We start from the raw sequence: 13740 nt of genomic DNA, 5'->3' as shown, positions 1-13740 counted from the left end.
TATACATAGTGTCGGTCAACACCAGCGGCTGGGGCGTTAGCTCCGGTTCCAGCGGTACTCATTTTCGGGTCGTCCGGGAGTGCCGTAGCGCGGATTCCTGGTAGCCAATCCGGCGTCGGCCAAGTACTCGAGGTAGCGGCGCACGGTCACCCGGGACATACCAAGGGCCTCAGTCGCCTCGCTGGCGGAGACGGCCCGGCCGAGGCTTGCGAGAAGGTCTTTAACAGAGTCCAGGCTGTGGGCGGAAAGTCCCTTGGGCAGTGGGAGCTCGGTGGGCGCTCGGAGGCTCGCGAAGGCCTGGTCCACATCGCTTTGCGAGGCCCCGCTGGCACGCGCGCCCGACGCCGGTGCGGCAAGTTGCTCGCGGAACATGCGGTAACTGGCGAGCTTGTCCGCAAACGTCGCGAAGGTGAACGGCTTGATCAGGTATTGCACTACGCCGATCGACACGGCGCTGCGGACGATGTTGACTTCCCGGACGGCGGTGATGGCGATGATGTCGGCCAGCAGGCCGGACGCGCGCATCCTGCGGGCAACGTCCAGTCCGTGAAGGTCCGGCAGGTTCATGTCCAGGAGGACAAGGTCCACCGGTTCCCCCGCCGCGGCGAAATCGTTGAGCAGCCGCAGGGCCGATTGCCCGTCCGGGGCTGTTCCAGCAACAGTGAAACCGTCAATTCGGCCGACGTAGACGCCATGGGCATCTGCGGCGATGGGTTCGTCCTCGACAACGAGGACGCGGATATCGGTCATTCGGCTTCTTTCCTGGAGTCCGGCGCGGGGAGCACCACACGAAACAACGCACCGCCCAAGGCGCTGGTGGATTCGCTGATGGACAGCGTACCGCCCAGCCGTTGCACCGCTTGCCGCACTAGTGCCAGGCCGACGCCGCGGGAGGGAGTTCCCGGGCCCGCGCTCTGTCCGATGCCGGCTGCCTTAGTGCTGTATCCGTACTGCCAGACGTCGTCCACAATGCCGGGATCGATGCCGTGGCCGGAATCGACAACCGTGAACGTGGTTCCGTTAAGTCCCGACTCGATGCCTAGTTCCACTTTCCGCGGCGGGGGAGCGGCGGCTGCGGCATCGAGCGCGTTGTCCAGCAGGTTGCCCAAGATCGTCACCAAATCCTGGACGGCCAAGCCCTGAAGGCCGTCCCCGCCGGACACGGTGACAGTGAGCTCCGCTCCGCGTTCGTGCGCCTCCGCCGATTTCCCCATGATGAGTGCGCTGAGGACAGGTTCGTCCACTGATGCCACCAGATGGTCGGTCAACTGTTGGCTTAGCTCGAGGTCCTTGGTGGCAAAATCCAAGGCGTCGGCGGTACGCCCGAGCTCCATCAGGGAAACAATGGTGTGCAACCTGTTGGCGTGCTCATGGGTCTGGGCCCGCAAGGCGTCGGACAACGTCTTCATGGTCTCCAGTTCGCTGCCCAGGGACTCGATTTCCGTGCGATCCCTGAGCGTGGCTACTGTGCCGAACACAGCGGGGCGCTGCCGACCCGTCATTCCCGGTGGCCCCACCGCGGGCGCCTGGTTCACCACCAGGATCCGGGACCCGGTGAGGTGGATTTCGTCGTGCGCCGTGCGGCCGGATTCGAACAGGCCGTGGAGGCTGGCATCCAGCGGCAGGTCCGAAAGGCGCGGGGCCGGCCCCGCGGCGGGGTCGACGTCGGACCGTTCCAGTCCCAGCAGTTCCGCGGCCTGGTCGTTATACATGACCACCCTGCCTCCGGTGTCGATGAGAACTACGCCTTCGCGCACTGAGTGCAGGACCGACTCGTAGTACGCGAACAGCTGCGCCAATTGCTCCGGCCCCCAGCCCCGGGTCACGGAGCGCAGGTACCGGCCCAATAACCAAGAGGCCAGGGAGCCGCCTGCGAGCATGGCCAGGGAGATGGCGATGATTGCTGTGAGCCGCGCCGACACTGCGACGTCGACCGTTCGCACCGTGACGCCCGCAGCTACCAAAGCCCGAACGGTTCCGGATGGATCTTCCACCGGAACGATGGTGCGCACCGACGGGCCAAGGGTGCCGGCCGTGACTTCCGTGAAGGTTTGTCCGTGCAATGCCGGGTCAATAGTGCCGATATAGGGTTTGCCGATTTCGTCGGGGTTCGCGTGGGTCCAGCGGGTCCGGTCCGGCGCCATAATGGTGATGAAGTCGGCGTGGGCGTTGGCCATCACTACCTGCGCGTACGGCTGCAGCGTCGCCGAGGGATTCGGCGTGCCGGCGGCCTGAAGCACGAGGGGGTTGGCTGCGATCGCCGCGGCAACGGCCTGCATGCGCTGCCCGGCGTCGTTGTAGGCCCGGTCCCTGGCATCCACGAAGGCGGCCGTCCCCACGATCGCGGTGAGCACCAGGATGAACAGCAGGTTCGCCACAAAAAGTCTCCGGGCAATGCTCCAGCGTCGGATCACGCGCTCCTCCTTATGATCAATTCTGCGACCAATATGAACGCAACAGTGATACATGTCACCTTGCCCCGAATGATGGATATCACAGCAGAGCGACGCAGGGACATTTTGCAGGAACCACGGCGCTTTCCAGAGTATCTAAAAGGAGCAAAGCCATGACCTCTCAAAGAGGAGAGATTGCACCCGCAAAGGCCGGGCGCAAGGGGCTGGACAAGTCGCATTACCTCTACATCGCCGTGATCGCCGCAGTTGTGCTCGGCGCCGTCGTCGGCCTGATGTTCCCTGAAGTCGGAAAATCCCTCAAGCCTTTGGGCGACGGCTTCATCAAGCTCATCAAGATGATGATCGCCCCGGTCATTTTCTGCACCATCGTCCTGGGTATCGGTTCCATCGCCAAGGCAGCCACCGTGGGCAAGGTCGGCGGGCTTGCACTGGTGTACTTCCTGGTGATGTCCACCTTCGCGCTCGCCATTGGACTGGTGGTGGGCAATATCATCCACCCCGGCGAGGGTCTGAAGCTGATCCCTTACGACCCCAACGCGAAGGCTGCCACGAACAGTACCGCTGACTTCCTGCTGGGTATTATCCCCGGAGACATTCCCGTCTTGCCGACGCTCCTGGCCGCCATTCTGGTGGGCTTCGCGCTGCAGCGCATGGGCTCGCAGGGGCAGCCGGTCCTCAAGGCCATCCAGCACGGGCAGGCTCTCGTCTTCCGCATCCTCATCATGATCATGTGGCTGGCGCCAGTCGGTGCCTTCGGTGCGATCGCCGCAGTGGTCGGTGCCACCGGAGTGAAGGCTATCTTCGGCATGCTCACCCTGATGGTTGCGTTCTACATCACCTGTGCGCTGTTCATCGTGGTGGTCCTCGGTTCCTTGCTCCGGGTTGTGGCCGGCGTCAGCATCTTCCAGTTGATGAAGTACTTGGCTCGTGAGTACCTGCTCATCTTCTCCACGTCTTCCTCCGAAGCAGCGCTGCCGAGGCTTATCGCCAAGATGGAGCACTTGGGCATCTCCAAGCCGGTTGTCGGTGTCACTGTGCCCACCGGTTACTCCTTCAACCTCGATGGAACTGCCATCTACCTGACCATGGCCTCCCTGTTCGTTGCCAACGCAATGGGCATCCCGCTGGACCTCGGCGCCCAAGTATCGCTGCTGGTCTTCATGATCATCGCGTCCAAGGGAGCGGCTGGCGTTTCCGGTGCCGGCTTGGCCACCCTCGCAGCGGGCTTGCAGGCCCACCGTCCCGAACTTCTGGGAGGCGTAGGCATGATCGTGGGCATCGACCGCTTCATGTCCGAAGCCCGCGCTCTGACCAACTTCACGGGCAATGCGGTCGCCACGGTGTTGATCGGCACGTGGGTCAAGGAAATCGACCGTAATCAGGTCACAAACGTCCTGTCCGGCGCGAAGCCGTTCGACGAGCTGACCATGATCAGCCACCACACGGAACCCGTGGTGAAAGAGGCCGTGGCCGCCTAGTGCGGCATACAGCCTAGAAGCAAAACGCGAGCAAGGCAGGACCCCCTTGGCGGGACCTGCCTTGCTCGCGTTTTGGCGGCCCGGAGACCAAACCTTCTACCTCAGCTAGAAGGTCAAGGCTCAAATTGCGGGGAAAGTCAAGTTCCGCGGAATGCCGTGTCGGGCGCTGTAGCCTAGGTGGGGAGCAGTGCTGGTGCTGGAAACAGCCGCAGGAAATGACCGTCGTGGAGAGAGTGGATAGATACGTGAGCAGCGAACGGGGAGCAACTACGCTGGAGGACACGGATTTCGAGCTGGAAGACGCCGTCATGGGACCCACGGGCCGCCCGTACCGCGACTTCCCTGAACCCGCGCCGCTGGCCTCCCATGGTCCGGCCCGGGTCATCGCCATGGTCAACCAAAAGGGTGGCGTGGGCAAGACCACGTCAACCATCAACCTGGCCGCTGCGCTCGCAGAGTTCGGCCGGCGCGTTCTGCTCGTCGACTTCGATCCGCAGGGTGCACTGTCCGCGGGCCTGGGTGCGAACCCGCACGAGCTCGACCTCACTGTCTACAACGTACTCATGGACCGCAAAGTGGACATCCGCGACGCCATCCAGAAGACCGGCGTCGAAGGCATCGACCTCCTGCCGGCAAACATCGACCTCTCCGCGGCCGAAGTCCAGCTGGTCAACGAAGTGGCCCGCGAGCAAGTGCTGGACCGGGCCCTCAAGAGCGTCGAGGACGACTACGATGTTGTCCTCATCGACTGCCAGCCGTCCCTGGGCCTCCTGACGGTCAATGCCCTGACGGCCGCGCATGGAGTGATCATTCCGCTGATCTGCGAATTCTTCGCACTTCGCGCCGTTGCCCTGCTCGTCGAAACGATCGAAAAGGTCCAGGACCGGCTGAACCCGCGCCTGCAGGTGGACGGCGTACTCGCCACGATGTACGACGCCCGCACTTTGCACAGCCGTGAAGTCATCTCACGCCTCGTGGAGGCGTTCGGAGACAAGGTCTTCGAAACCGTCATCAAGCGCTCCATCAAGTTCGCCGACGCCACGGTCGCCGCAGAGCCCATCACCAGCTACGCCGGAAACCACATCGGGGCCGACGCCTACCGTCGTTTGGCCAAGGAACTGATTTCGCGCGGCGGCGCACCCTAGCCAGCGTGGCACAGCCACTCATCCCTGCGGCCAAGCCCGCCCAGATTGCCCAGCTCGCACAGTCCGGTGACGCCCCGCCGTCGTCCTCTTCCGCAAGTGGCGCGGACGACGCCGGAGTCTCGCCCACCGCGCGGAAGGCCGGCTTCGAGGTCCGGCTGGCAAACTTCACCGGGCCTTTCGATCTCTTGCTCGGCTTGATCTCAAAGCACAAGCTGGACATCACGGAAGTTGCGCTGGCCACCGTGACGGACGAGTTCATCAAGTACATCCGGCGCCTTCAGGAACTGGGGGAGGGCTGGGCGCTGGACGAAGCCAGCGAATTCCTGGTCATCGCCGCGACGCTTCTGGACCTCAAAGCCGCGAGGCTCCTGCCGGCCGGCGAAGTCGAGGATGCCGAGGACATCGCTTTGCTGGAAGCCCGGGATCTCCTCTTCGCCCGGCTTTTGCAGTACAAGGCTTTCAAGCAGGTGGCCGCGATCATGTCCGGCACTTTGGAGTCCGAAGCCCGGCGCTTCCCGCGGCAAGTTGCACTGGAAGGGCATTTCGCGGCATTGCTGCCCGAACTGATCTGGCGCCACACGCCTGAGCAATTCGCTGCGCTTGCTGCCAAGACCCTGGCGCCGAAGGACAACACGCCCGAGGAAGTCGGGCTCGACCACCTCCACGGAACACCCGTCAGCGTGAAGGAACAGGCCGAGATTATCGGGTACCGCCTGCAACGCGGCCTGCCACAATCCTTTAGGGCCCTCATTGCCGACGCGGAGTCCACGCTTGTTGTCGTCGCCCGGTTCCTGGCGCTCCTGGAACTGTTCCGCGACCGCGTCGTGGCCTTTGAACAGCCGGGGCCCCTCGCCGAACTGACAGTCCGCTGGACTGGGCGCCCCGAAGGATGGAGTAGCGACAACTTGAGCGACGAGTACGATTCCGGCCCTTTCGCCGATGAATCGGCCGTCACCGCCGAAACACACACCGACACTATCGACAAGGCACAGGAGCCGCAGTGAGCGAGCAGGAAACAGACGGGGACGGCCTCGCCGAGCTGGAAGCCCTACCCGGTGGTACCCGTGCGGCTCTGGAGGCCGTCCTGATGGTGATCGACGAACCGGCCACCGCGGAAGAGCTGGCTGCGGGGCTCAACGTGACGGTCGCCGTCGTCGAGGATTTGCTGGCGGGACTGAAGCAGGAGTATAGCGGCTATACTGTTAAAGCCCCGGGCAGGGACGCTGATGACTTGCACACCGATGCAAGTGCCAGCGCTGCACCCCGGGGTTTTGAGTTGCGGAACGTTGCCGGAGGGTGGCGGATCTATTCACGCGCGGAATTTGCCGACGTCGTGGGCAGGTTCGTTCTCGAAGGCCAGACCGCGCGGCTGACGCAAGCAGCACTCGAAACCATGGCGGTCATCGCGTACCGGCAGCCGGTTTCCAGGGCCAGGGTGTCGGCTATCCGCGGCGTCAATGTCGATTCGGTCGTACGGACGCTTGTCCAACGCGGGCTGATCGAGGACTCAGGTACCGATCCTGAGTCGGGGGCCATGCTTTACCGGACTACCTCGTACTTCCTCGAGCGAATGGGCATTGGCTCGGTAGCGGAACTGCCTCAATTGTCCCCCCACCTTCCGGGGTTGGAGGGGATCGAGGAGTTCTTCGACGCCGAACGCATGTAATCGCAGGACGCAAGCAGTCCGCAGGCACGGCAGCGCGAAACAACTCGATATTGCAAGGATCTACCAACGCCCGGCTAGTAGCGGGCAGAGTTCACAGGGCAGATATTCTCTGTCCGGCTGGCTAATGTTGAGAAAGAACAAGCTGGCCACAATAACAAAAAGGACGGGTCATGACACAGGCGGGACGCCAGGGTTCACCACGTAATAGTTCGGGACGGAACGGTTCCGGACGCAATGAGTCGCAAGACTCCGGCCGCAGTAGCGCTGGCCGCGCAGGAGGCAGCGGCTTCGGCGCCGGCCGCGGAGGCGCAAGCCGTGCCGGCGGCGCCTCTGGAGGCAGCAAGCGCAGCTTCTCCCCGGGCGGGGACCGCCCCTTCAAGCCAACCCGTCCGCGTGAAGAGCGCCCCTTTGATCCGGACAACCCCACCTCGGCGGGAGGCTACGAGCGCCGTGAAGACGCCGGCCGCCAAGATTCCAGGCCGGCAAAGGCCCCGCGCAAGCCAGGCTCCAACAAGCCCGGCTTCGGCAAGGCTCCGGGCACACCGGGCGCGTTGAAGCCGAAGGCCAGCAACAAGAAACAGTACGCTTCCCGCGCCTTCGGCAGTGAGCGCTTCGGCCAGAACCTTGGTCCGATCCGCAAACCCCGCGGACGCCGCGGCGAAGTTCTTCAGTCCGAGCAGCACGACGCTGATGGCGTTCGCCTGCAGAAGGTCATGGCCCAGGCCGGCGTGGCTTCCCGCCGCGTGTGCGAGGAAATGATCCAGGAAGGCCGCGTCGAGGTCAACGGCCAGCTCACCACCGAGCTTGGCATGCGCGTGGACCCGACGTCTGCCGTGATCCACGTCGACGGCATTCGCATCCAGCTCGATGACACCATGCTGTACATGGTGTTCAATAAGCCCAAGGGCGTCGTCTCCACCATGGAAGATCCCGAGGGCCGTCCCTGCATCAGCGACTTCCTCAAGTCCGCCAAGAACAAGGGCGAGCGTCTCTTCCATGTAGGCCGCCTTGATGTCGCCACCGAGGGCCTGCTGCTGCTGACCAACGACGGCGAACTTGCCAACCGCTTGACGCACCCCTCCTATGAGGTGCCCAAGACGTACCTGGTACAGGTCCGTGGTCCGTTCCCGCAGGGCGTCGGCGCGCAGTTGAAGGCCGGCATCGAACTCGAAGACGGCATTGCTTCCGTCGACTCCTTCAAGCTGGTGGATTCCACACCGGGCCACGTGCTGATCGAGGTTGTGCTGCACTCCGGCAAGAACCGTATTGTTCGCCGTTTGTTCGAAGCCGTGGGTTTCCCCGTGCTGCGACTCGTACGCGTCAAGATCGGTCCCATCGGCCTGGGTGACCAGCGCCAGGGCAGCATCCGCAACCTCGGCAAGCAGGAAGTCGGACACCTCCTGGCCTCCGTAGGACTGTAAGGCATGTCGGCATTCCACTCGCACGGCCGGGGCCACCTTGACGGCCCGGTGGTCGTTTTCGGCACCGGTCTGCTCGGAGCCAGCATCGGTCTCGGCCTGCGTGGCCGGGGTGTCTCCGTGTTCCTTTCGGACCCCTCGCCAACCAACCAGGCCGTGGCCGTGGACATCGGTGCGGGTAGGCCATTGTCGGAGCTCGAGGGCTCTCCCCAGTTGGTTGTCGTTGCCGCGCCGCCGGATGTGACTGCCGACGTCGTTCAGCGTGCCCTCGGTGAATACCCGGAGGCCGTTGTAGTGGACATTGCCAGCGTCAAGCTGGCAATCCAGGCTGACCTCGGGAGCCGTGGGGTGGACATGTCCCGCTACGTCGGGACGCACCCGATGGCTGGGCGCGAGAAGTCCGGGCCAGTTGCCGCCCGTGGCGAACTCTTCACCTCCATGCCGTGGGTCCTTTGTCCGTCCGAGGAGACCAGCGCCGATGCGCTTCAGACCGCGCGTTCCCTTGCCGGGGACCTGGGGGCAATAGTTTCCCAGTTCACGGCGGAGGAACACGATGAAGCTGTTGCTTTGGTGTCTCATTTGCCCCAGGTGATGTCATCGCTTCTCGCCAGCCGCTTGCAGGGAACGCCGCTTCATGCGCTGTCCTTGGCGGGCAACGGGCTGCGGGACACCACCAGGATTGCTGCCAGCGATCCCACCCTCTGGGTGCAGATCCTTGGCAACAACGCGGCCAAGATGGTGGAAATCCTCCATGGTGTCCGTGAGGACCTCAACCGTTTGATCGGTACCTTGGAGGATCCCACGGCCGCCGGCGCCCGCCTGGACCTTGCGCAACTCATCAGTGAGGGCAACGCCGGGCAGGCCAGGATCCCGGGGAAGCATGGCGGACCCCCGCAGGCATATTCATGGCTTACAGTTCTGGTAGACGACAGGCCCGGGCAGATTGCCAGGCTGCTGACGGAGATCGGTGAGATCGGCGTCAATGTCGAAGACCTCCGCCTGGATCACTCGTCCGGGCAGAACGTTGGCATGGTGGAACTTTCCGTCATGCCCAACAAGCATGACCTCCTTGTTGAAGCCTTGACCGACCGTGGATGGCGGGTACTCCAGTAATGACACGTGACCTTTTCGGCCCGGAGACCGTAGTACGCCCGGGCAAGCCACTCGTGGTCGCCATCGACGGTCCGTCCGGCTCCGGCAAGTCCAGCGTCAGCAAGGAAGTTGCCCGGCGCTTGAAGCTCGCCTACCTGGACACGGGTGCGATGTACCGTGCATTGACTTGGTACTGCCTCAAGACCGGCATCGACCTCACGGATAGTGCCGCCGTCGAGCAAGCCTCGAAGGATCTGCCGCTGGAACTTAGCACCAGCGCCAACGCCGAGTACGTCAGCGTTGCCGGAGTGGACATCACGGAAGAAATCCGCGAGCCCAGGATTTCGTCGTCCGTCAGCGCAGTGGCAACAACCTTGGGCGCCCGCAACGAGCTGATTCGCCGCCAGCGCCAACTGATCGAACAGCACCACCGCCGCATGGTGGTGGAAGGGCGGGACATCACCACCGTCGTCGCGCCCAACGCGGAGGTCCGCATGCTGCTGACCGCAAGCGAGGAAGCCCGGCTGCGGCGCCGCGGCCTCCAGCTCGGCGGAACGCAGAGCAAAGAGCAACTCGCCGCCCAAGTGATCCACCGCGACGCCAAAGACTCCACTGTGGTGAACTTCACGCAAGCGGCCGACGGCGTCGTCGCCCTTGATTCCTCGGACCTGGACTTCGAAGAAACGGTCGAAACAGCACTGAGCATTGTGGGCAAGGTCATCTACGGTGACTGAAACCCGCCTCCCGGCACGCTGGACCATGCTCTGGAGCCGGCCTGTGGGCTGGCTGCTGGCTCATGTCCTGTACCGGACCGCGATCACCGGGCGCTCCAACGTTCCCAAGTCCGGTCCGGTCATTTTCGCTGGCAACCACATCAGCTTCCTGGATGGGCCGGTGATGTTCGGAGCTGCGCCGCGGCCCATGCACATCCTGGTCAAGAAGGAGATGTTCGAGGGTTTCCTGGGACGTGTGCTCCGTGCCTCGGGGCAGATTTCCGTTGACCGTTCCGGCGACCGCGCGGCGCTTCAGCTCGGAAAGCAAGTGCTCGACGCCGGCCGTTGCGTCGGGATTCTCCCTGAAGGAACTCGGGGGAGCGGCGCCGCCGGCAGCATCAGCAACGGCGTTGCGTGGCTCGCCCTGATGTCCGGGGCCACTGTCATTCCCGTGGCCATCCTCGGAACGCGGATCGGGGGCGAACACCGTGATTCGATTCCGAGGCCGCGCCGCCGCCTGCACGTCAGTTTCGGAGCTCCCTTCAATGTGACCCGCAGAAATGGCGAGTCGGGGCGTGTTTCAATGGACAGGGCGGCTGCGGAGATCCGCGCTGCGCTGGCTGGACACGTCCAGGATGCCGTCAAGACCACCGGTCAGTCCCTTCCGGGGGACTAAATGAACCGGCCCACAGCCAATGCAGCACCGCCAAGAAGAAGTAGCCGGGACGCCGGCAGATCACCACTAAGGAAAGTGCAATGAGCGATACGACTCAAAAATCCGGCAACATCGGAGCCGGCGACGACGAATACACGCCCACCGGCACCGACCAGGTGGCTGAACACCTTGCCGCCCTGGACGACGATGAAGCCGAACTCCGCGCAGCCTCCCTCCGGGTAGGCCTGGAAGACTATGACCTCGACGAGGACGACGCCGCCCTGCTGAGCGGACTCTACGACGATGAAGGCGAAGACGGTCCGCTCAAGCTTGACCCGGTACTGGCCATCATTGGACGCCCGAACGTCGGCAAGTCCACCTTGGTGAACCGAATCCTTGGCCGCCGCGAGGCCGTCGTCGAGGACACGCCGGGCGTCACCCGTGACCGCGTCATGTACTCGGCACACTGGAACGGCCGCAACTTCACGCTGGTGGACACCGGTGGGTGGGAACACGACGCCAGGGGCATCCACGCCCGCGTCGCCGAGCAGGCCGAGATGGCCGTGGAACTCGCTGACGCTGTGCTCTTCGTGGTGGACTCCGCAGTCGGCGCCACTGCCACGGATGAAGGCGTCATGAAGATGCTGCGCAAGTCCAAGAAGCCGGTCATCATGGTGGCCAACAAGGTTGATGACTTTGCGCAGGAAGCCGACTCGGCCGCGCTCTGGGGCCTTGGCTTCGGCGAGCCGTACCCCGTGTCCGCCCTTCATGGACGCGGCGTTGCCGACCTCCTGGACCACGTCATGGACACCCTGCCCGAGTTCTCCACGGTAGAGGGTGTTGAGCGCTCCGGCGGACCCCGCCGTATTGCCCTCATCGGCCGTCCGAACGTCGGCAAGTCCTCCTTGCTGAACAAGCTGGCCGGTTCCGAGCGCGTTGTGGTGGACACCCTCGCCGGAACCACCCGCGACCCTGTAGATGAATTCATCGAACTCGGCGACCGCACCTGGCGCTTCGTGGATACCGCAGGCATCCGCCGCCGCCAACACATGGCCCAGGGCGCAGACTTCTACGCTTCCCTGCGTACGCAGGCCGCGCTCGAAAAGGCGGAGGTCGCCGTCGTGCTCCTGGCCGTTGACGAGGTGCTCAGCGAACAGGACGTCCGCATCCTGCAGCTCGCCATCGAGTCGGGCCGTGCGCTGGTGCTTGCGTTCAACAAGTGGGACCTGCTCGACGACGAACGTCGCCGGTACCTTGAACGCGAAATCGAGCAGGACCTGGCACACGTGGAGTGGGCCCCGCGCGTCAACATTTCCGCCAAGACGGGCTGGCACAAGGACCGTCTGGTGCCCGCGCTGGACCTCGCCTTGGAGAGCTGGGACAAGCGCATCCCCACTGGACGCCTCAACGCGTTCCTGGGCGAACTCGTGGCTGCCCACCCGCACCCGGTCCGTGGTGGCAAGCAGCCCCGCATCCTGTTCGGCACCCAGGCATCCAGCCGTCCGCCGAAGTTCGTGCTCTTCACCACGGGCTTCCTGGACCCCGGATACCGCCGATTCATCACTCGCCGCCTGCGCGAGACCTTTGGCTTCGATGGCACGCCGATCGAGGTCAACATGCGCGTCCGCGAAAAGCGCGGCAAGAAGCGCTAATTGAGACGCGCGTCACACCCAAGACCCGCCGGGGTGTCATTGGAAACCTCGAACATCGTGTAAGCTTTTTGAGGTGGTTCGGCCGGACTGCTTAGGTGAAAATCTAGGCGGAGAACGGCAGAACTGACGGGCTGTAGCGCAGCTTGGTAGCGCACTTGACTGGGGGTCAAGGGGTCGCAGGTTCAAATCCTGTCAGCCCGACCGCAAGGTATCGATAACAGAGTCCCGGGAACCCAAGGGTTCCCGGGACTTTTGCGTTTAAGCGTTGGTTTGGCGGCGAGTGCGTGTTGGATTCTGCTGTTCGGATGGGATCGTCTGCGCTCGGATGTCAGATTCTGCTCAATCATTCGAATTGATAGAATCCGGATCCGCGAATCACGGGACCGGCAACTTTCTGCGAGAAGAATGATCCAGCAGAATCCGACAGTGTTCGAGGGCGGAGCGCCTTTGACGGGTGGAATGATCCAGCAGAATCGACGCCGTCCCCGTGATTCTCTCCGGACCAGACCTCGCCGTCCTGACCTTGTTTGAAGGGGCAGAGCCTTGAAACGACATGACTCGCCGTGTCGTAAGCGATTTCCCAAACCAAAGAAGGTCAGGACGGCGCCGCCACGTCTTCTTTTCGAAACCGGCCGCCCCCACAATGGGGGCAGCCTCACCTTCGCCCCGTCATGCGGCGAATACCTACGAACAGCACCAGCGTCAAGAAGATCCAGGTGGAAGAGAAGACGTTCAACCCGTCCTGTTGACTTGCCGTCAAATGCAAGGGTTCAGCGAAAACTGTCGAAACTGCGCGAGCTGCTAGCCCGGGCAGAGCGCAGGCTGTCATCAGTCCGAAGAGCTTCAGCGAACGGATGTTTACGGTGACGGCGAGCCATCCTAGAGCGAGTCCCCACGTGGGCAATTGCACGATTTATGTACCAACTTTCAGCTTCTCGGGCATTAGCAATCTATGGCCGACACTTGGCGCCTAGGTGCTGAATGGGAAGAAATGAGTGGTCCAGATGCCCGATTTAGGTGCCTTTTAGGCACATCTAGGTGTGCATGGGCCTCCGTCTAGGTGCCGGCCCACCCCGTTTATTATTGAACGGTGAGCGAAACCCTTCCCCCTTGCCCTGAATGCGCCAGTGAATACACCTACGAGATGGGTGCGTTGCTGGTTTGCCCCGAGTGTGCCCACGAATGGTCGCCGGCCGCGCCTGATGGAGTGGAAGCCGAGTCGACGGAGATCAAGGACGCCGTCGGCAACGTGCTCGCGGACGGGGATACCGTGACGGTGATCAAGGATCTCAAGGTCAAGGGGAGTGCTACGGCCATCAAGGTCGGCACAAAGGTCCGCAACATACGTCTGGTGAACGGCGTGGGGGATCACGACATTGACTGCAAAGTGGATGGCTTCGGCCCCATGCAGCTCAAATCCAGCGTCGTCAAGAAGGTCTGACCCCCCGATAGGACGCGCGCCGCAGCACGCGCCGCCCAAAGGCACGCCCGCCGCGCCTCACGCGCC

Annotated in this window: 12 protein-coding genes and 1 tRNA gene; 11 read left to right on the top strand and 2 right to left on the bottom strand. The window is 63.4% G+C overall.

What is annotated here, in order from left to right; all coding sequences use genetic code 11:
- Positions 1 to 36: 36 nt before the first annotated feature.
- Together OOZ51_RS09295 and OOZ51_RS09290 are read right to left on the bottom strand one after the other, a co-directional pair.
- Positions 37 to 750 carry a response regulator gene (locus OOZ51_RS09295; protein ID WP_265979098.1) on the bottom strand — a complete coding sequence of 238 codons (714 nt, stop codon included), beginning with the start codon at positions 748 to 750 and terminating at the stop codon, positions 37 to 39.
- Positions 747 to 2414 carry a sensor histidine kinase gene (locus tag OOZ51_RS09290; RefSeq protein ID WP_265979096.1) on the bottom strand — a complete coding sequence of 556 codons (1668 nt, stop codon included), beginning with the start codon at positions 2412 to 2414 and terminating at the stop codon, positions 747 to 749. Before OOZ51_RS09290 ends, OOZ51_RS09295 begins: the two co-directional genes overlap by 4 nt.
- A gap of 152 nt (positions 2415 to 2566) precedes the next feature.
- Here OOZ51_RS09290 and OOZ51_RS09285 point away from each other — a divergent pair, with 152 nt between their 5' ends.
- The 11 genes from OOZ51_RS09285 (at position 2567) to OOZ51_RS09235 (ending at position 13674) form a co-directional block, all read left to right on the top strand.
- Positions 2567 to 3892, top strand: coding sequence for a cation:dicarboxylate symporter family transporter (locus OOZ51_RS09285; RefSeq protein ID WP_265979094.1), 1326 nt, complete (start codon positions 2567 to 2569; stop codon positions 3890 to 3892).
- 245 nt (positions 3893 to 4137) lie between these two features.
- Complete coding sequence (locus tag OOZ51_RS09280) at positions 4138 to 5037, top strand: ParA family protein (protein ID WP_265979093.1); 900 nt, start codon at positions 4138 to 4140, stop codon at positions 5035 to 5037.
- 155 nt (positions 5038 to 5192) lie between these two features.
- Positions 5193 to 6041 (top strand): segregation and condensation protein A, encoded by an 849-nt coding sequence (locus OOZ51_RS09275; RefSeq protein ID WP_265979133.1) that lies wholly within the window; start codon positions 5193 to 5195, stop codon positions 6039 to 6041.
- Entirely contained in the window at positions 6038 to 6703 is a 666-nt protein-coding gene (gene scpB / locus OOZ51_RS09270; RefSeq protein WP_265979092.1) for an SMC-Scp complex subunit ScpB, read from the top strand. The genes OOZ51_RS09275 and scpB overlap by 4 nt, the downstream gene beginning before the upstream one ends.
- Positions 6704 to 6873: 170 nt before the next feature.
- Entirely contained in the window at positions 6874 to 8124 is a 1251-nt protein-coding gene (locus tag OOZ51_RS09265; protein ID WP_265979091.1) for a pseudouridine synthase, read from the top strand.
- A 3-nt stretch (positions 8125 to 8127) separates the two neighbouring features.
- On the top strand, positions 8128 to 9234 hold the full coding sequence (locus tag OOZ51_RS09260; RefSeq protein WP_265979089.1) for a prephenate dehydrogenase: 1107 nt from the start codon (positions 8128 to 8130) through the stop codon (positions 9232 to 9234).
- A complete protein-coding gene (gene cmk / locus OOZ51_RS09255; protein WP_265979088.1) occupies positions 9234 to 9947 on the top strand; it encodes a (d)CMP kinase in 714 nt (237 codons plus the stop codon). Before OOZ51_RS09260 ends, cmk begins: the two co-directional genes overlap by 1 nt.
- 25 nt (positions 9948 to 9972) lie before the next feature.
- Complete coding sequence (locus OOZ51_RS09250; RefSeq protein ID WP_265979132.1) at positions 9973 to 10602, top strand: lysophospholipid acyltransferase family protein; 630 nt, start codon at positions 9973 to 9975, stop codon at positions 10600 to 10602.
- A gap of 80 nt (positions 10603 to 10682) precedes the next feature.
- Positions 10683 to 12233 (top strand): ribosome biogenesis GTPase Der, encoded by a 1551-nt coding sequence (gene der, locus OOZ51_RS09245; protein WP_265979086.1) that lies wholly within the window; start codon positions 10683 to 10685, stop codon positions 12231 to 12233.
- 127 nt (positions 12234 to 12360) lie between these two features.
- Positions 12361 to 12434: transfer RNA gene (locus OOZ51_RS09240), tRNA-Pro, on the top strand.
- Positions 12435 to 13323: 889 nt separating this feature from the next.
- The gene (locus OOZ51_RS09235) at positions 13324 to 13674 is read left to right on the top strand and encodes a zinc ribbon domain-containing protein YjdM (protein ID WP_265979085.1); all 351 of its coding nucleotides are present in this window, start codon (positions 13324 to 13326) and stop codon (positions 13672 to 13674) included.
- The last annotated feature ends 66 nt before the right edge of the window (positions 13675 to 13740 follow it).

It is taken from the genome of Arthrobacter rhizophilus (genome assembly GCF_026241105.1).
Classification (GTDB): domain Bacteria; phylum Actinomycetota; class Actinomycetes; order Actinomycetales; family Micrococcaceae; genus Arthrobacter.
Note: the sequence above shows the minus strand (reverse complement) of the source record. Positions and strands in the feature narration are given on the sequence as shown.